General features: G+C 39.0%; 15 protein-coding genes. 7 read left to right on the forward strand and 8 right to left on the reverse strand.

Translation table 11 applies throughout. From position 1 onward, the window contains the following. Window positions 1–13 precede the first annotated feature (13 nt). Both RB214_RS17480 and RB214_RS17485 read right to left on the reverse strand, forming a co-directional pair. Complete coding sequence (locus RB214_RS17480; protein WP_309169296.1) at window positions 14–289, reverse strand: hypothetical protein; 276 nt, start codon at window positions 287–289, stop codon at window positions 14–16. Then, window positions 290–2,752 carry a prolyl oligopeptidase family serine peptidase gene (locus RB214_RS17485; protein ID WP_309169297.1) on the reverse strand — a complete coding sequence of 821 codons (2,463 nt, stop codon included), beginning with the start codon at window positions 2,750–2,752 and terminating at the stop codon, window positions 290–292. 166 nt (window positions 2,753–2,918) lie between these two features. Between RB214_RS17485 and RB214_RS17490 the strand changes: the two genes are divergently transcribed. From RB214_RS17490 to RB214_RS17500, 3 genes are all read left to right on the forward strand, one after another. Further along, on the forward strand, window positions 2,919–3,914 hold the full coding sequence (locus tag RB214_RS17490; RefSeq protein ID WP_165743750.1) for a LacI family DNA-binding transcriptional regulator: 996 nt from the start codon (window positions 2,919–2,921) through the stop codon (window positions 3,912–3,914). Beyond that, window positions 3,911–5,140 (forward strand): glycosyltransferase family 4 protein, encoded by a 1,230-nt coding sequence (locus tag RB214_RS17495; RefSeq protein WP_309169298.1) that lies wholly within the window; start codon window positions 3,911–3,913, stop codon window positions 5,138–5,140. The genes RB214_RS17490 and RB214_RS17495 overlap by 4 nt, the downstream gene beginning before the upstream one ends. 116 nt (window positions 5,141–5,256) lie before the next feature. Further along, window positions 5,257–6,483, forward strand: a complete 1,227-nt coding sequence (locus tag RB214_RS17500) for a threonine/serine exporter ThrE family protein (protein WP_002960134.1) — start codon at window positions 5,257–5,259, stop codon at window positions 6,481–6,483. 74 nt (window positions 6,484–6,557) lie between these two features. Here the strand turns inward: RB214_RS17500 and RB214_RS17505 are convergent, their stop codons facing one another. Both RB214_RS17505 and poxB read right to left on the reverse strand, forming a co-directional pair. Continuing rightward, window positions 6,558–7,955, reverse strand: a complete 1,398-nt coding sequence (locus RB214_RS17505) for a hypothetical protein (protein WP_309169299.1) — start codon at window positions 7,953–7,955, stop codon at window positions 6,558–6,560. A 223-nt stretch (window positions 7,956–8,178) separates the two neighbouring features. Continuing rightward, a complete protein-coding gene (gene poxB / locus RB214_RS17510) occupies window positions 8,179–9,903 on the reverse strand; it encodes a ubiquinone-dependent pyruvate dehydrogenase (RefSeq protein ID WP_309169300.1) in 1,725 nt (574 codons plus the stop codon). Between the two features lie 321 nt (window positions 9,904–10,224). On the opposite strand from poxB, the gene RB214_RS17515 reads away from it, so the two are divergent. After that, window positions 10,225–11,880 (forward strand): pseudouridine synthase, encoded by a 1,656-nt coding sequence (locus RB214_RS17515; protein ID WP_309169301.1) that lies wholly within the window; start codon window positions 10,225–10,227, stop codon window positions 11,878–11,880. Between the two features lie 177 nt (window positions 11,881–12,057). Then, a complete protein-coding gene (locus RB214_RS17520) occupies window positions 12,058–13,977 on the forward strand; it encodes a GGDEF domain-containing protein (protein ID WP_309169302.1) in 1,920 nt (639 codons plus the stop codon). Between the two features lie 36 nt (window positions 13,978–14,013). On the opposite strand, the gene RB214_RS17525 is transcribed toward RB214_RS17520, so the two are convergent. The 3 genes from RB214_RS17525 to RB214_RS17535 are packed head-to-tail and all read right to left on the reverse strand — an operon-like array spanning window position 14,014 to window position 14,827. Next, window positions 14,014–14,232: a DUF6500 family protein gene (locus RB214_RS17525; protein ID WP_024591904.1), complete on the reverse strand. Its 219-nt coding sequence runs from the start codon at window positions 14,230–14,232 to the stop codon at window positions 14,014–14,016. Between the two features lie 29 nt (window positions 14,233–14,261). Then, window positions 14,262–14,513, reverse strand: coding sequence for a hypothetical protein (locus RB214_RS17530; protein WP_309169303.1), 252 nt, complete (start codon window positions 14,511–14,513; stop codon window positions 14,262–14,264). A 59-nt stretch (window positions 14,514–14,572) separates the two neighbouring features. Further along, a complete protein-coding gene (locus RB214_RS17535) occupies window positions 14,573–14,827 on the reverse strand; it encodes a hypothetical protein (RefSeq protein ID WP_309169304.1) in 255 nt (84 codons plus the stop codon). Window positions 14,828–15,173: 346 nt separating this feature from the next. On the opposite strand from RB214_RS17535, the gene RB214_RS17540 reads away from it, so the two are divergent. After that, window positions 15,174–15,599, forward strand: a complete 426-nt coding sequence (locus RB214_RS17540; protein WP_309169305.1) for a hemerythrin domain-containing protein — start codon at window positions 15,174–15,176, stop codon at window positions 15,597–15,599. A 93-nt stretch (window positions 15,600–15,692) separates the two neighbouring features. Here RB214_RS17540 and RB214_RS17545 read toward each other — a convergent pair whose 3' ends face one another. Next, complete coding sequence (locus tag RB214_RS17545) at window positions 15,693–16,106, reverse strand: hypothetical protein (RefSeq protein WP_002960120.1); 414 nt, start codon at window positions 16,104–16,106, stop codon at window positions 15,693–15,695. Window positions 16,107–16,525: 419 nt separating this feature from the next. Here RB214_RS17545 and RB214_RS17550 point away from each other — a divergent pair, with 419 nt between their 5' ends. Then, window positions 16,526–18,886, forward strand: coding sequence for a TonB-dependent receptor domain-containing protein (locus RB214_RS17550; protein WP_309169306.1), 2,361 nt, complete (start codon window positions 16,526–16,528; stop codon window positions 18,884–18,886). Window positions 18,887–18,910: the final 24 nt, after the last annotated feature.

Consider the following 18,910-nt stretch of genomic DNA (forward strand, 5'->3'; position numbering starts at 1 on the left):
CTCATGTTTATTACTATTGCCCAGCACTTACCACGGGTTCAGTAATAACCTCTACTGGCTCTGCTGTATCATTTAACAAATACTTATCTAGCCATTGTTCTTGTTCCCACAACACATGTAATAAGCTTTTACGCGCACGGTAACCATGTGCTTCGTAAGGGAGCATCACTAAGCGAGCATCTTTACCTAAACCTTTTAGGGCTGCGTACATGCGCTCACTTTGCATTGGGAAAGTGCCGTGAGATTGAGGGTGGGTCTTCTTGCACCCCACCGCATATGTTAAAAGCATCTATTGCCCAGCACTTACCACGGGTTCAGTAATAACCTCTACTGGCTTTGCTCTATCACTTAGCAAATACTTATCTAACCACTGTTCTTGTTCCCACAATACATGTAATAAGCTTTTACGCGCACGGTAACCATGTGCTTCATAAGGGAGCATTACTAAGCGGGCATCTTTACCTAAACCTTTAAGCGCTGCGTACATGCGCTCACTTTGCATTGGGAAGGTTCCTGAATTAGGATCTTCTTGACCGTGGATCATTAGCATTGGTTCGTTAATTTTTTCAGCATGGAAAAACGGCGACATATTAGCGTACACACTTTGTGCTTGCCAAAAATCACGCTCTTCTCCTTGAAAACCAAACGGCGTTAATGTGCGGTTATACGCGCCACTGCGGGCAATACCTGTTTTAAATAAATCGCTATGAGCCAATAAGTTAGCAACCATAAATGCACCATACGAGTGCCCTGCTATGGCAATTTTGTTTTTATCGGCAATACCTTTTTTAACTAATACATCAACAGCTGCTTGCGCACTTGATACTAACTGCTTTCTAAAGTTATCGTTTGGCTCGCTGCCATCAATACCCACTATTGGCATTTTAGGGTCGTCAAACACAGCAATCCCTTTAGCAAGGTAAGGCATTGGCCCCCAATAACCAATGTAGGTAAATGCATAAGGCGATTCGCGTACTTGTGATGCTACGGCTTTATCTTTGTATTCAAGTGGATAAGCCCACATAAGCACAGGTAACGGGCCTTGTGTTTTATCGTACCCTGGTGGTAAATAAAGCATGCCCGAAAGCTCAACACCGTCGTCGCGTTTATAACGTAATTGCTCTTTAGTTACGCCTTTAAATGCAGGGTACGGATGCTCAAATGTCGTTAGTTGCGTTAACGTGTCGTTATCTAAATCACGTATAAAAAAGTTAGGTTGCTCAGTTTTAGATTCGCGAATAGTAATAAAGCGCTCACCTTCGTCATCAAGTAGTGAACGAACACGCTCATAGTATGGCGCTTGTGATTGCCATAAACGCTTGCTGCTATTTGTTTTAACATCGTACCTATCTAAAAACGGCACATTACCTTGCTCTGAAGCACCATTACCGCGCAGGTAAATATAACGCCCGCCTACAATTTTAATTACGTTTGCGCCTAAATCGTTGCGCTCGTAAATTGCATTCCCTGGGTCTTTATACGCATCGTTGTAACTACGCTCTGAAAATAGCACGCGGTTTCTGTCGGCATTTCGTGGTTGCACTATGTAAGTACGTACTTGGCGATCGCTAAAGCGCCAGTCTGTCAGCATGGCTACGTTTTCGTTGCCCCACTCCATTCCCGCATAACGGCGCTCTACTTTGGCAAATAATTTGGGCTCGCGTTTAAATGGTGCACGTAAGCTGTAAACATAATCATGATGCTCAACGTCGGTTTTCATGTCGCCGCCATCTTGCGCCTCGGCCCAAATAACTTCAGCGCCTTGATCGGCTCGCCATTCAAAATCACGGCGGCCAGTGCGTACACTGTCGTAACCTTGTGGAATATTATCGGCAAGTGGCTGTTTTGCCAGCTCTGCTAATGCATAGCCGCGCATGCCCCATATTTGCCACGTGCTTGCAAAGCGGCTGTAAGGCACTTGATACGAAAACGGCTCATTAATACCGGCAACTAAAATATTGGTAGAATCAGGTGATACCGAAAACGATTTAAATAAAGAAGGGCTACCTATTGCTTGAGTTTTGCCATCAAGCGTTATGTAAGCCAATTGCCCTTGGCCGTAAAACTTAAACTGTGATTCATCAAACGGGCTGGTTAATAAATTTTGGTAAGTACGTGCTGGCGCTTTTTCGCCAGTACTTTGTTGAATAACAGGCACTACATTTTGGCTGTTATTTTCAAGCCTTGGTTTACCAAAATTAACAGCAAGATTTGCAACAATGGCGCTGCTATCTGGCAGCCATTTATATGGCGATGCAGTTAGTACCGAATTTAACGCAGCACTAGTTAACTCTTTTGCTTGTTTGGTTTCAACGCTGTAAAGCCATAAGTTGGCTTGGGTTGGTTGCTCAACAACAAAGGCTAAATATTTACTATTAGATGACCATTTAGGTGAGCGGATAATGCCATTAGGTAAGTTATTAATACTAATAACCGACCCGCTTTGAACATGCTTTAGCTCCACAGCACTAAATTTGGCACTCACACGAGAGCGCGAAAAATTAGCGGGGTTTAGCTTAATACCAGCAAGCTTAAGCTCTTCTTTTGCAAGTTCATCAAGGGTTACTACACGTTTGCTTTCAAAAAGCGCTAGCCACTGGCCATCGCTCGATAAGTAACTAGTGGGTGCTAACTTAGCGTCAACCAATGCTGCAAGTTCGGGTGATGGGGTTTGATAGCCCTGCTCGGCGTAACTTGTTGGGACTAATGCCACACAACAAATAAAGGCAACTAACAGCCTAAAAGCGCTCATGTTTTTATCCTTTTGTTATTTTTTACTCTTATAGGCGTATATAAACACGTTTTGCTTTGTTCATAAAGTATTAAGGTAAGTTAAACACCTCTAAAAGATGACTTAATAGTGCTGATTAAGCTAAACTACAGCGCTATTTATTCACCACTGCGGTACTTAAAATACAATGCATAACAAAGCCAAATCAGTCACCATTTTTGATGTTGCAGAGCGTGCTGGTGTATCAAAATCAACCGTATCGTTGGTGCTTACCCAAAGCGATAAAGTGGGCAATAAAAGTAAACAAAAAATACTCAAAGCGATAGATGAGCTAGGGTACGTTTATAATCGTGATGCCGCTGCTATGCGCTCAAAACGCTCTAACTTAGTGGCCATAGTAATAAATGATTTAACTAACCCAGCTATGGCACACCTTGCTACCAGCTTACAACTTTTGTTAAACGACAATGGCTTACAAGCCATGATTGTAAGCTGTAATAATAGTCTTGAGCTACAAGCAAACGCAGTTAAAAACTTAAAAGAATACAACGCAGCTGCATTTCTTATTTGCCCCGTTGCTAATACTTGCCCCAAATGGCTTGATGCGCTCAGCGCGCAACACAAAGTAATTACCTTAATGAGTGAAGTGCCCTTTAGCGCAGCTCCGTGTGTATTACCCGACTATAAAAAAGCCAGCCACGTAGCCAGTATGCATTTACTCGCACAAGGCGTGACAAACATAGCATTTATAGGCAATGAACTTACTTTAAGTGATTCACAAGCACTGCAAAGTGGCTTTAATACCGCATGCGCGCAGCACAGCATTACACCATTAGCACCCATTGACTGCGCAGTAAACACAGTCCTTAGCGCTAAAAATGCATTTATAGAAGCATATAAACACAACCCCACATTAAACGCAGTGGTGTGTGCAAACGATATTATTGCTCAAGGTGTTATTGCCGCTATTAACTCATTAACTCATCACTCTATTAAAGTAGTGAGTTGCCACCACATTCCTAATAGCGCGGTTATAAATAATCACTTAACCACCGTAGCTATTAGTACAACTGATATAGCTAAGCGGTGCCTTTTAATACTGCAAGAGCTACAACAAAATACAGCCCCGCCAGTAAAAACACTGGTAAATGTAAACTTACAAATTAGAGATTCTAGCCAATGAAAAAAGTGCTGGTAATTGGCTACGTATGGCCAGAGCCAAATTCGTCTGCTGCGGGAACGCACATGATGTCGTTATTAAATGCATTTAGAGCGCAAAACTGGGACGTTGAATTTGCAACGCCCGCGCAGCGCACCGACCACATGGTAAACCTTGACGACTTTGGTATAACCAGCCAAAGCATTGCACTAAACTGCGACAGCTTTGACGAATACGTTAAAGCCTATAACCCAGATATAGTCATGTTTGACCGCTTTATGATGGAAGAACAATTTGGCTGGCGCGTCGATAAACATTGCCCAAATGCCGTTAAAATTCTCGATACCGAAGATTTACAATGTTTGCGTAACGCTCGTCACGAAGCGTTTAAAGGTGAGCGCGAGTTTACAACCAGCGATTTACACTCAGACATAGCAAAACGCGAAATTGCCGCTATTTTACGCTGCGACCTAAGCTTAATTATTTCAAGTTATGAAATGAGCCTGCTAAACAGCGTATTTAAAATAGAGCCAAGCTTATTACACCATTTACCATTTATGGTCGATTTAAGCTCATTACCTACAAGTACAAAATCGTTTGAGCAGCGCCAGCACTTTATGACCATAGGTAACTTTAGACACGCGCCAAACTGGGATGCTGTACTTTACTTACAAAAAATATGGCCACTTATTCGCAAGCAACTCCCAAAAGCAGAACTACATATTTATGGCTCTTACCCACCACCAAAAGCCACGGCACTAAATAACCCTAAAACAGGGTTTTTAATAAAAGGCTGGGCCGATAATGCGTTAGATGTAATGCAAAGCGCACGCGTATGTTTAGCACCACTGCGTTTTGGTGCAGGCATAAAAGGTAAATTGCTTGAAGCCATGATTATGCAAACACCCAGCGTTACCACTAATATTGGTGCAGAGGGCATGCATAACGATTTACCATGGCCTGGTAAAATAGCCAACACTGCCGACGATTTTGCCAATGCTGCTGTTGAAATGTACACCAATCAAAGTGACTTTGAACAAGCGCAGCAAAATGGCAACACGCTCCTTAATACGCTTTACGATAAAGCACAATTGAGCACGGTGTTAATTAAAAAAATTGATTCAATAAGTAGCGATTTAGAGGCTCATCGCGGAAAAAACTTTACAGGCCAAATGCTCAAACATCATACAATGCGCAGCACTCAATACATGTCGCAATGGATAGCTGAAAAAAATAAAAAATTAGATTAAAAATGACTAGACACACACCAATTAGTGTTTAAAATCGCGCCCATCAAACGTGGGCAGTTTTAGCTGTATTGTCTATATTTTTAGCTTAGTTATCGCAATATTTGGTCCAAAAAGATTTGAAAACTGCAACCTTTACAGAAAAACGCAAATTTATCGTTAAATTGGGTAAAATGCTTCACAAGTATGGTACGCCTGCTTACCGCCTAGAAGCCCACCTAATGGAAGTGGCTACATATTTAGGACTTAAATCGTCGTTTGTTATGTCGCCAACTTCGGTAACGTTTGTTATTTGGACTGATGGCCACGAAGACGAGTACACCCACGTTGCGCGTGTAGACCCTGGCGATCACGATTTAGGCTCACTTGCCGACACCGACGACCTTGTAAACCAAATGCTTGACGACAAGCTAACTTTACAAGAAGTTGACGCCCAGCTAGATGCTATCTACGACATGCCAAACCCATACAATAAACTTGTTACGGGCGTTGCCTTTGCAACTTCTGGTGGTGCGTTTGCAATGTTAATGGGTACTAGCTGGACTGATGTTATTTGGTCATCGCTTCTTACTTTAGTTGTTTATTTGTTTGTGCTTTGGTCTGGGCGCTCAAAACGCGTAGCCCATATGCTTGAGCCATTGGTAGCCATAATATCGGCAATACTTGCGTGTGCAGTAAGTGTGTATATAACACCTGAAATAAACATACGCTTGGTGGTACTTTCGGCCATTATTGTATTTATACCAGGTTTAGCACTCGCGCTTGGCTTAGCAGAGCTTGCAGCGCGGCATTTAGTGTCGGGTACTGCGCGAGTCATGGACTCGTTTATGCTGTTATTTAAACTCTATTTTGGCGGTTTTATTGGCATAGGCATTGGCTTTGCACTCTTTGGGCAAGCTGACTTTGTACAACCTGAGCCATTACCAAAGTGGACCGCATGGCTGGCTATATTTTTACTTTGTAGCAGCTTAATCGTTATTTTTAGAACCAAACTTAAGCACGCTGTGTGGTCTATAGCATCAGGCTTTATAGCGTACGGCACCAGTATTGGCTCGGCTATGTACCTTGATTACACATTAGGTACGTTTGTGGGTGCTTTGTCGGTGGGTATTTTTAGTAACTTGTTTAACCGCGTTGCTAATGCGCCGGCCTCTATTGTGGCCATGCAAGGCTTGATTGTATTAGTACCAGGTAGCAAAACCTATATTGGCTTAAACTCACTCATTGAAGGCCAAGACTTTATATACGCAGAGCATATAGGCCAGCAAACGTTTTTAATATTTATGTCGCTTGTTGCAGGACTAATATTTGCAAACGTAGCCCTACCGCCTAAAAAGAGTTTGTAAGTGATACTGAGCGCTCGCTTTACTTTAATTGAGTAAAGCGAGTACTTAATAGCCTTTAGGAAAACTTATTGAATTTAAATTTTAGCTTGGTCTCTAACATCTTCTTTTTTTACGTCCGCCTTAATTAAACCATCACTAATTAACAAAGCAGTAAGAGATTTGTACTTAAGTTCTTTAGCTTTTATTAAAGCAATAAATTCAAGCCATATCTCTGAATGGTTAATTACAGTGTCTTTAGTATTAATATATAGATTACTAAAAACCTCATCTATTCCACCAGCATCCAATATTTGATTTATACCCCAGCTTCCATTTTCCATAACGCCTTTGAATAATACTTTTAAATCATTTTCTTCCATAAACCTTGAATAAGGAAGAAGGATGTTCATACCATTAGAGTATGCCGATGCAAAACTCCCTGATTTAACAAAATAATTAATGGCCTCATTTTTCAAAGATGGGTATGGAGTTGATTTTAATAATTTAGCTATACTATCAAAGCTATCTTTTTTAATTGCCCTCAGAAAAAGTAAATTAACAGCATGAATCTTATCAGCCAAATCAGTTACCTGATAATGAAGCATTGTTTCTAGATCCATATTTGATATACAACTATCTAGCCTTACAACAATAGCCTCATCAATTTTTCCCCATATCTCAGGTCTAACATTTAAGAAGGGCAAGCACCTAATTAACTTACGATCATCAGTTTCAGCAAGCATCTGCGACAACTTATCTTGAATGACACCCGAATATACAATTGGAAAAATTCGACTAATTGCTCCAAGTGAAACTGATATTTTTGTCAATAATGAAGGATCTAAGCCATCTTCATCCTTAAATATTCTTTTTAATAAAATTATAGTCAAATTACGGGCACTGCTATCTCTCACTCGCCCCAGATACTTATCAGATGAGAGAACTGTGAACGCTTTTTCATCGTCTTCAGGGAAAGACTCTTCATTTATCAAATTGAAGATATCTTGAACAATAACCTTACCTTTCATAGGAAGCTTCAATAATAAATAATTAGCAGCCTGTACAATATATGCTCGTGTCAATTCTGGGGATGGAGTAAATTGCCTACCATCTGCTGAGAATGTAGGGTGAGCGCAGACATTACGATCATCTTTAATTCTTTCTAAATGAGCTTTTTCAATGTGAGATATAATCTCAAGCTCATCACATGCATAAGTTAATATATCTTTCTCAAATGCTTGCATCCCAGCAAAGTTATTAGGCTGTATTGCCTCTAGTTTGATCTCTATTGCTTTAGCTACGGCATCATTACTGACACTTAGTTCTCTAACTTTTTCAATTACATCAACGCAAATGGCAATCCAAGTAGAAATCACTGAAGCTCGATACGCGCCGGCACGGTAAGCAACTATTGCCTCATTAAAATATTTTTTAGCATGAGTATTTCGGACTTTCGATAGTAATTCATCTAGATCGCTAAACTGGAGTGACATATTTATCCTTAAAAATGATTATGGGAGTGCAAATGAAGTTTAAAAAGTTTCTATTATTTACATGTTTTTATTCACTTAGTTAACGATAAACCATATATGATTTTCTATTTTGGTACAATTACTTACAAGCCGCCATCGCTTATTAATGTACGAGGATGACTGTGAGTATTATTACTATAGCACTTCCCTATTGAGCCAAAATACTCAATAGGGGAGTAACTAACTAGCGTGACCAGTTAGTTTTGGCAAGCTCTACAATCTCGTTACCTTTACCATTTATTAACGCTTTCATCATGTAAACACTAAAGCCTTTTGCTTGCTCTAATTTGATTTGCGGTGGCATTGAAAGCTCTTGTTTTGCAGTATCGACTTCTAAAACAACAGGTCCTGAGTGGTTCATCATCTCGTTCATTGCTGATGGTAATTTTTCATGGTCATCCACATGAATCCCTTTTAAGCCACAAGCCTGTGCAATGTTAGCAAAACTTGGGTTTTCTAAATCGGTATCGCTTGATAAAAACCCACTGGCTTTCATTTCCATAGCTACAAAACTAAGTGAGCGATTATTATAAACAACAATCTTTATTGGTAAATTAAGCTGCTTAAGTGAGATTAAATCCCCCATTAACATCGAAAAGCCACCATCACCACACATTGCAATTACTTGGCGATCTCTATCAACAGATTGAACCCCCATTGCCTGCGACATCGCATTCGCCATAGAGCCATGATTAAACGAGCCAATTAAGCGACGCTTACCATTCATTGATAAATAACGCGCAGCCCACACTGTTGGCGTACCTACGTCACAAGTAAACACAGCATCTTGTGCTGCTTTATCGTTTAGTAAACGCGTTAGATATTGCGGGTGAATTAAATTTTGCGACGTTTTTCCACTGGCAAGTTCATCGAGATCTTGTCGAGACTCTTTGTAATTTTTAACACTTTTTTCTAAGTGTGAACTTGTGCGTTCACCTTTAATATAATCAAGCAGTGTTGTTACTGAATTTTTTGTATCGCCTAATACACCACAGTCAATTTGCACGTGTCGCCCGAGTGACGCTGCCTGATTATCAATTTGCAATATGGTGGTATTTTCAGGATAAAAAGCACGATAAGGAAAACTAGTACCAATCATTAATAACGTATCGGCTTCTTGCATTGCATGATAGCCAGACGCAAAGCCAATAAATCCGGTCATACCCACATCGTAAGGGTTATCGTATTCAATAAATTCTTTACCGCGCATGGCGTGCACAATCGGTGCTTGTAATTTTTCGGCTAGCGCAACAATTTCGTCGTGGGCATCCTTACAACCTGCACCACACAATAAGGTTACTTTTTTACTTTTATTAAGATGAGTCGCCATTGCTTCAATATCAGATAAAGCGGGAGTATGTGTTGCTGGCCTTGGCACGTTCCATTTTGGTTTGATAGCTTTAGGCATATCTTTTAATGCTATGTCGCCAGGTAGCACAAGTACACTCACGCCTTTATTTAATATTGCTTGTCGCATTGCTGTTTCTAGCAGGTACGGCATTTGCTCAGGGCTCGACACCATTTCACAATACACACTGCATTCTTTAAATAATTCTTGCGGATGGGTTTCTTGAAAATAACTACTGCCAATTTCAGATGAAGGAATATGTGCGGCAATTGCTAATACTGGTACATTATTGCGCTGACAATCAAATAAGCCATTAATTAAATGAAGGTTACCCGGCCCGCAAGAACCCGCACACACCGCAAGCTCGCCTGATAAATGGGCTTCGCCACCAGCTGCAAATGCGGCAACTTCTTCATGTCGCGTTCCTAGCCACTCAATTGTTCCCATTTTTCGCAGACTTTCACTAATGCCGTTAAGTGAATCGCCAGTTACTCCCCAAATACGTTTTACGCCAGCTTGTTCGAGGGTTTTAGTGATAAAACTTGCGATATTTTGACTCATAATATAGAACTCCTAAATATTCAGTTATTCTGTAAATTGATTTTTCGTCTCTGATCTATCAGGTAAGTCATCGTTTCGAAATGCGCTCAATTATTGAGAATCGATAAGCTTAAGTATTTTGATAATGATAGATATATTACTACTGAGACTTTACTAACAAACGAGACTCCTAGGTTTGCTGCGCCCCCATACTGATACATAAAACATGAATGTCCGCTTTAAAGTGTTTATGAATATGCGGGTGCGAGATTTTTAGTGGCTTAACTATGAATATGTTATTATGCGCTCAATTATTTTACTGAATGCTTTTCTCTTACTTCTATGTCAAATTCTGCTTCTTGCTTTACATTATTTTCTCAAAATATTGATGCCCTCGCGCTTCCTGAAAAGTTTACTTTCCCTTTTTATTACGAGCCGCAACCATTAGCTGTAGCAGCCACAAAACAATTACAGCAACAACTTGAAACGTTAACGCATTTAAAAGCAGAAAATGCAGGTAAAATGTTTGGGGTTTTAGTGGTGCAAAATGCTAAGCAACAATTAGGCTTTTTAAGCGCTTATTCGGGGCAAATTGAAGGTGATAAAGGCAATATTAGCTTTGTGCCGCCTGTTTCTAGCATGCAGCTGCAAGACGATACCTATTTGGCTCAAAGTAAAATAATTAACGATATTAATGCTCAAATTGAGCAATTAGAAAATAGTGAACAACTGCTTGAAGTTAATAGCAAACTTGATGATGCAACACAAAGCTACCAGCAAGCACTATTAGCCCAACAGGCAGTAATGCAAGCCGGTCGCCAGCAACGTAAAATACAACGTACCGAAGGCAAATTAGAGCTTAGCGAAAGTGATTTTGAGCAGTTAAAAAATAAGCTTGCAGGGCAAAGCATCGTAGAAAAAAAGCAACTGCTGGCACTTAAAGCCTATTGGCAAAATATAATCGAGTCACTGCAGCAAACACACAGTAATATTTCTGATGAAATTACTCATTTAAAAAAACGCCGTAAAACGCTTTCTAAAAGCTTACAAAAAAAGCTATTTGCACAGTACCAATTTTTAAATGCAAATGGTGAAACTACAGATTTAAATGCTATTTTTGCAGCATTACCTGAGCACACTCCTCCTTCGGGTGCTGGCGATTGTGCAGCGCCTAAATTATTACAATACGCCTATAAACATGACTTAAAGCCACTTGCTATGGCAGAGTTTTGGTGGGGAGCAGCACCTAAATCAGCAATTAGGCAGCATAAAAACTACTACCCTTCTTGTTACAGTAAATGCCAACCAATACTTGGGCACATGCTAAAGGGTTTAGATGTTGAAGATAACCCGCTACTTATCAACCCTGCTCAGGGTAAAGATTTAAGTATTGTTTATAAAGATGACGACTTACTTGTGGTAAATAAGCCCGCTGAGTTTTTATCGGTACCTGGCGTTAATATTGATGACTCAGTTTATATGCGCATAAAAACGCAGTTTCCAGAGGCATCAGGCCCACTAATTGTACACAGATTAGATATGTCGACTTCTGGGTTATTGATGATTGCGCTTAATAAACGCGTGCACAAAGCACTGCAAAAGCAGTTTATTGAACGCACCATAGATAAACGTTATGTCGCATTAGTTAATGGCAACGTAGCTGGGGATAGCGGAGTGATTGATTTACCCTTAGTGCTCGACTTTGATGATAAACCGCGCCAAATGGTGTGTTACACACACGGTAAGCCATCACTTACTACCTGGCAGGTTTTAGAGCGTAACAACAATATTACCCGATTACAGTTATACCCTAAAACAGGGCGAACTCATCAATTAAGAGTGCATTGTGCGCACAGCTTAGGTTTAAACATGCCAATTATAGGCGACACACATTACGGGCAAAAAGCCGAACGATTACATTTACATGCAGAATACTTAGCATTTACTCACCCTATTACGCTTAAACGATTAGAGTTTGAAGTAGCCGCTGATTTTTAATAAAACCCATAACTACAGCGACTATATTATACAATGTGTTTGTTTTTATTAATTAAATTGATATCATTTGTGGTCTTATTTTTTCAATGAGAAGTATAAAAAACTGTTCAAACCCAAGTTTATTAAGCACTGTGAATAAGTATTTCAATAATAAAAATAAATCAGCAAAGGATTAACATGGCTAACAATACACAAATAAAGCTTTTAGGTAATACTTTATGGGCAAAGTATATTGTTCTTCTTTTATTTTTACTTTTTAGTAAACTTGCCTCTGCTAACGGCGATTCATTAAATGCAACTTCACATGCGCTAGACTTTGACACGACTCAAACTCTCATCAATAACATAAAACTAAATGAATTAGACTATCTTCAAAATGGAGACAAACTCACTCAAGCGTTTAAAATAAGCAAAGATCAAAATTGGGAAAAGCTTCATTTAGAAGCGGCCGCTTTGTATGCGGAGTTACTTTTTAGACAAGAAAAATACGCAGCGTTAAATACTCACTTATCCTATTACTTAAAGAACAAAGAGTTACCAAACCAAAAAAGTGTATATTTATTATTTCTCGAATCACAACTCAAGTCTCTAGCGAGGGATGCAAACCCAGCTCCAGCACACAAGCTAGCCACAAAATTAGAAGAGAGCCTGCAACAGCATTCATCTAAAGAAAAAATTATTATTTTACGAGCACTTGCTTACTATTACACCGATACAGACGCATTGAAAAAGACCCTAAATGTTGCACTAGAGGGGCTAGAATTAGCATTAAAAGATGACGACTCAGCATCTCAGGGATACTTTTTTAGAAAAATAGCCGATGCATATAATTATCTAAACGAAAAAGACAAAGCCATATATTATGCAAAAAAAGCGGTTGCGGCATATGAGCAAACACAAGACGGGCTTTTTACTGCAAAAGCATATTGGAGTTTAGGCAATATATTGCTCGAGATAAAAAAACCTAAAGATGCCTTAATATACCTAGACAAAGCATTGCTCTATTTTAAAAAAGCTAATATGCAAAAAGGCTTAACCTTTGCCCAATACTCAATTGCTAGCATTGAGTACTTACAAGCAAACTACGATAAAGCTTTAACTTTAACTAAAGAGAACATTGAGCTTGCTCGTTCTGCAGGTGTACACGACATGCAACTCGCATCGCTCATTTTGTTAGCTGACATATATATAAAACTAGATTTACTTGATCAAGCAAATGAAGCAAACGATGAGGTATTTTTAAACTTAGATAAATTCAGCCGCAGTATTTATAAAGCCGATTTTTTAAGTAAACGCTATGAGCTAAAGCGACGCCTTAACTACACTAACGAGGCTTTTGAAGCAATTGAACAAAAGCTCCTTTATACAAAAAAACACTACGAAGCTACCAGTGAAAGTAATATAAAAACACTACAGGTACAGTTTGAAGTAAAACAAAAAGAAGAAAAAATACAGCAACTAGAGTACGAAAAAGACATTAGTGAACTACAAGCTAAAGAAGAGTACCAACAAAAAATAATTTGGCGACTCAGCGCTGCTATTGCGTTTATTTTAGTGATTGCTTCATTATTTTTATTTTATCGGCAAGCTCGACAACGTCAAAAATATCACGATATTTCATTAACAGATTATCTAACAAATAGCCCTAATCGCAGAGGAATAATGCGCGCAGCAGAAGCAAAGCTTGATGAAGGTAAAATGACGATAGCAATTGTTGACTTAGACTACTTTAAAAAAGTTAACGACCAATTTGGTCACGATGTTGGAGATTTAGTTCTTATTTCCTTTGCAAAGGCTGCAAAAGAAACACTAAGTGGTGATCATCAGTTTGGCCGCTACGGCGGCGAAGAATGGTTGTTTGCACTAAATTCGGTTGACAAACTAGCTATTCGAGATATCTTTAACCAGCTAGCCACTAGGTTTACCGAGCATTGTAGTAATATAAAAGACCTTCCTAGTGATACAAAAATCACTTTTAGTGTTGGAGCCTCTGTAAGTAACCCTTTAAAAAGCACGCTAGATGTTCTTATTAAACATGCAGATAAATTACTTTATAAAGCAAAAGAAAACGGAAGAAACCAAGTCGTTGTTGATTAGATAAATACAGCTAAAAGTACTTTCTCAGTTAATTGACTAAAGTCCATCTAAAACCATCTGTTTAATTTTATGTGCTTTTACAAAATGATCTAATTTATGGGTGTGTATCCACCAAGTAGCAGCTTCCATAAGTAGCTCTGGGTCATCGTTTTTATTAGCAAAAAATGCATAAAAAGAAAGCCCTACATTTTCGCCTTTAACTGCTATTTTTTTATCGCACACGGTAATTATTTTTGCTCTTAGTTCTTCCCTCATACATACCTTATTTAATTATATTTTTACTATTAAAATACGCCATTTAAAAAGCTAACGATTAGCTGTAAAAGGCTTCTATCAACCAAGCCATGATTCTCAAGCTCTTTATTAGGCGTATTTACTTTTGCAGCTTTGCATTCATTATCTAATGTCTCGTTTTTACGTGTATCGGTTTCGTATGCAATATCAGCTTGTTCCATACATTTTGCCGAGCCTGCGTAAGGCTGCGCCGCACAAGCGCTTAATAATAAAAGTGAAATTGCTATCAACAATTGCTTCATAACTAATCCTATTTTTACGCAACTGATTTACTCTAAATTACATCTGCAAGTTAGCCTATTTACTTTTCTACCACCATTACAAAAAATTCAAAAAAGAACGTACCGATGGCATCAAAAAAAGTATCATTTTTTTCATCCTTTTTAATTTGTGCGCTAATGCATTGATTGTAAACCTGTGAGCTTGTTTGAGCGCAATTTCGATCAAACGTTCCAGCTTTTTCAATGCATAAGTTAGGGTCAGAACGCGAGGCAGTACTACATGCACTCAGTAGAGCGCACAGCAATAATGAGGCGATGGGGGTTTTTATGTTCATCCTTAAACTATCCTATTAAGTTAACGTGCTACCTGCATTTATACCGATTGATGTTATATGTGGGAGTAACATATAGGTTGTACCTAAATAACGCTGTTACTTTATCACTGCAATAAAATAAACAACCAGTAAATATTTGTAAGGTTCTGTAGGGATTTATACTCATTTTTATAATTGAACTACGCAAAAACCTGAAATTATTGCATTCATATCACTGTAAAATTTACAGTGATCGCAGCCAAAGAATAAAAAATTAAATTAAATTTATTAAAATACAATAACTTAATATTTGGCATTTAGTTTGCTAGTTAATGATATAAGCAAATAAATTGTAAAAGGACTAGTTATGAATATTTTTGAAGCACTACGTCATGACCATGACAAACAACGAGAATTGGTAGATGCGCTTATTCAAACACACGGCGACACAGAGCAGCGCCACACGCTAATGGATGAGCTAAAAATAGAATTAGAAAATCACGCAAAATTTGAAGAACGTTACTTTTATAACCCACTTATGTTTGATGACTTAACTCATGAAAAAGCGCGCCACAGCGTAGCTGAACATCACGAAATTGATGAATTAATTGAACAACTTGAAGATACCGAAATGAGCTCGTCAGCATGGTTAGTTGCAGCTAAAAAGCTACACCATTTGGTACATCATCATTTAAGTGAAGAAGAACACGAAGTGTTTCAATTAGCGGGTAAAGCACTTACCGAAGGGCAAAAAGAGAGCCTTGCTGAGCAATACAACGACGCAATGCATTAGTTGCATAACATGCAAACCGACTTCCACACACTCCCTGTGTACTTATTGGTTATAAGCCTTATGGCTTATAACCAATTTTTTGCATGTACTTTATTACTTAACAGTAAATTTCACGTCTTGATCGCGTAATAAGTAAAGTGCAAAACACGCAGCCCACATCGGCCATGCAGTAAAGAATAATAAGTTATTAAAGCCATCTATGTACTGGTTGTACGAAGAAAGCGTAGATAAACCATGCATTACAAAAATGATACCGTACGTTATACGCTTTTTAATACCTGCTAAAAATGCTAAAACAAGCACTAACTGCACCGCACCAATAATGTAAGCCACTATATCTGTAGAGCCACTAATACCGTAAAAATGTTCAAAAATACGTGCGCTATGCCCAGGATTAACAAACTTATCGAATGTCCACATAACCATTACAATAAACACGCCTAAACGCAAAGATAAAAGTGACCACTGCAAACGGTTTTGCACATCAGAATTCATTGAACCTGTCATAAAATTTCCTTAAATGAATATTAATAAACGTAGAAGTAACCTAGACCGTATAAGTTATTTTTTATTTCAAAAATTTTTAATTAAATTCATTAGTTAAGCCATGCAGTACTAAAAGTGAAGCTTATTTAAGTAATTTAAAAAATGCTGCATAAAAGTTAACGCTTTTAAAATGTTAGCAGGTTGAAAGTAGTCTATAATTAAAAATTATATTAAAAGCATATACTTACATTCACTCTAGTACAATCGCTGTATTAATATTTTATCAACTAATAAAACAATACGACTTAATTACCATCTTTATAATGCATCTGTTTTGTTATGTTCTAAAAAAACAAAAAGAATCAAAATTTTACTGAAAGTTATTTTTAATCCTTTCGGTCTTTATCGCCAACAACATTTTAACCGTAGAGAGAAAACGTTTGAAACTCGCATATTTAGCACTTTCCCTAGCCACCATATTAAATACACCACTTAATGCTTTTGCAGCCGGAGAATCAAAAACAGCAAAAGAAGGCGCAATTGAGCGTATTCAGGTGGCAGGCCAAGTTATCAAATCTCAAGGTCTTTCGGTTAAAAATGCCACTGTAGACGGCCCTTTTGGCGACAACTTAGCTCTACGAGATATAGCCCGATCAGTAACACCAATTTCAAGCGAGTTAATAGAACAACTCAATATTACGACTTTACAAGACGTACTTGCAGTCAGCCCTAATACCTATTCAGCCAGTGGTTTTGGGGCACCAAGTTTACCTACTATTCGTGGGCAACTAGGTGAGCTTTTCCAAGATGGTACACGCCGCCAAGCAGGTAATAATGGCTTTGGCGTGCCGTTATCGTTCAACTCTATAGAACAAATAGATGTAGTAAAAGGCGCGCCACCGGTATTATTTGGCTCAAGCCAACGCAACGGTGGTTTTGTAAACTTACATTCTAAAAAAGCATCAACTGACGACAGTAAAGGCAAAGCAACGGTATCTGCAGGACGATGGGATCAGTACAGCGTTTTAGTTGATTACAGTGCACCTATAGTAAAAGACAAAGTAGGTTTTAGAGTAAGCGCTGAACACATTGATAACGGCAGTTACTACGACTTTTCGGGCACGAAAAGCGACAGCCTATTTGCAGCACTTAGGGTGTTACCTGATGACAAGAGCAGCTGGGATATTAACTTTGAGTTATACCAAGTTGAATTTACCGATAACGCAGGTATTAACCGCCCTACTCAAGCCTTAATTGATGATGGCCTTTATATTACCGGCCAAGGCGTGCAAGCCAATGGCAGTACAGTACCCGCAGCAGGTTCTATTGTTTCACCTACTGGGCAAGTAAAAATAGACCGTAGTACAGTACTTACCGACCCTGACAATCAAAACGAAGCCACTACTTATTTACTACACAGTATTTATAAGCGTGAACTTTCAAACAACGCATCAATAAAAAACATTACGTATTTTCAGCACTTACAACGCGAAGAAATTGCACAAAATAGCTTTGTTGAAATTATAGATGGTGCCGATACCGCGCAAAACCGTACCGAGCTTACCTACCTTTGGAATAGCGATCAGCAAACAATTTTTGCTTTTGATGTGCGTTACAACCGCGTGCTAGGCTACAGCCAATTTACAACAGAAGCCGACTTACCTATTGATTTAACTGGCCCAATTTCAAATCGCCGCATTCCTTTAACTGATGCACAACAAGCGCGTTTAATTGAAATTAGTCCAGGTGTATTTGTATCCCCTGGTGGTCAGTACGATATTAATAACGATGGCAGCGGCGACTTTAACTTATCAGACACTACCGATTCGCGCTCATGGCAAACGGGTTTTGCTATTCAGCAAGATTCAGATTGGACAGATAAATTTCATACAAGTGTTGGCTACCGCATAGATTTTTATGACGTAGACGCGCACGACCCAATAGCACCAGAGGGTGAAATTGCAGCGAGCGATAGCATTAACGATAAACTACATTCGGGGCAAATAAGCTTTAATTACCGATTAAACGGTGATTACACCACTTATGGTGCAGCAAGTTACAACGAAGCCACATCAAATAGTATGGCTGGCGGTACGTCTCTTGGTGGTGATAACACGATTAGCGCGCAAAACTTTTCAACCGAAAATACCTTAGTTGAATTCGGTTTAAAATACGCACCAACCAATAGCGATTGGTACGCTGATGGCGCAATATTTAGTCAACGCCGTAGTTTACGTAACCGCGATGGCAGTAATACCGGTATTCGCACCACAGGTTTTGAAAGCCAAGTATTTTACGATGCCTACCCGTATTGGTTAAGCGCAGGCTATAGCTACATTGACGCCCGCTACGATAATTCTGCAAGTAGTCAAGATTCTGCCCAAGTAGCCGATGCATTTGACAACTCACGCCCTGATATTATTGCAGGCACCAGTGTGGGCGCTCCTAGTTTTACCGCATTTGCGCCTTCAAGTAGCCAAGTTCAAGGCATTCCAGAGCAATCTTTTAGCTTTAACGGAAATTATTCAATTAATTCGAAATGGCAAACGGGTTTTTCAGGTCTATATACAAAGAGTTACCCATTAGACTTTTTGGCAACCGTACATATTCGCGATCAGTACACATTAAACGTAAATACTAGCTATGCTTTTACGCCTAGCACCAAGTTACGCTTAGATGTAAACAACGTTACCAATCAAAAAAATTGGCGCCCTGTATTTGAAGGCGGTTATTTTGGTGCAACCTTGGCTTTTCCTGAATTACCAATAAACGCCAAGCTGACGCTTACGCATAATTTTTAAAGACAAGTTTGAAAGAGAGAGAAC

Source organism: Pseudoalteromonas sp. HL-AS1, assembly GCF_031198785.1.
Taxonomy (GTDB): Bacteria; Pseudomonadota; Gammaproteobacteria; order Enterobacterales; family Alteromonadaceae; genus Pseudoalteromonas; species Pseudoalteromonas distincta.

Bases quoted from the DNA above. Each gene is read 5' to 3' on its own strand.
- RB214_RS17480 (WP_309169296.1), bottom strand. From the start codon at position 289: ATGCTTTTAACATATGCGGTGGGGTGCAAGAAGACCCACCCTCAATCT.
- RB214_RS17485 (WP_309169297.1), bottom strand. From the start codon at position 2,752: ATGAGCGCTTTTAGGCTGTTAGTTGCCTTTATTTGTTGTGTGGCATTA.
- RB214_RS17490 (WP_165743750.1), top strand. From the start codon at position 2,919: ATGCATAACAAAGCCAAATCAGTCACCATTTTTGATGTTGCAGAGCGT.
- RB214_RS17495 (WP_309169298.1), top strand. From the start codon at position 3,911: ATGAAAAAAGTGCTGGTAATTGGCTACGTATGGCCAGAGCCAAATTCG.
- RB214_RS17505 (WP_309169299.1), bottom strand. From the start codon at position 7,955: ATGTCACTCCAGTTTAGCGATCTAGATGAATTACTATCGAAAGTCCGA.
- poxB (WP_309169300.1), bottom strand. From the start codon at position 9,903: ATGAGTCAAAATATCGCAAGTTTTATCACTAAAACCCTCGAACAAGCT.
- RB214_RS17515 (WP_309169301.1), top strand. From the start codon at position 10,225: ATGTCAAATTCTGCTTCTTGCTTTACATTATTTTCTCAAAATATTGAT.
- RB214_RS17520 (WP_309169302.1), top strand. From the start codon at position 12,058: ATGGCTAACAATACACAAATAAAGCTTTTAGGTAATACTTTATGGGCA.
- RB214_RS17525 (WP_024591904.1), bottom strand. From the start codon at position 14,232: ATGAGGGAAGAACTAAGAGCAAAAATAATTACCGTGTGCGATAAAAAA.
- RB214_RS17530 (WP_309169303.1), bottom strand. From the start codon at position 14,513: ATGAAGCAATTGTTGATAGCAATTTCACTTTTATTATTAAGCGCTTGT.
- RB214_RS17535 (WP_309169304.1), bottom strand. From the start codon at position 14,827: ATGAACATAAAAACCCCCATCGCCTCATTATTGCTGTGCGCTCTACTG.
- RB214_RS17540 (WP_309169305.1), top strand. From the start codon at position 15,174: ATGAATATTTTTGAAGCACTACGTCATGACCATGACAAACAACGAGAA.
- RB214_RS17545 (WP_002960120.1), bottom strand. From the start codon at position 16,106: ATGACAGGTTCAATGAATTCTGATGTGCAAAACCGTTTGCAGTGGTCA.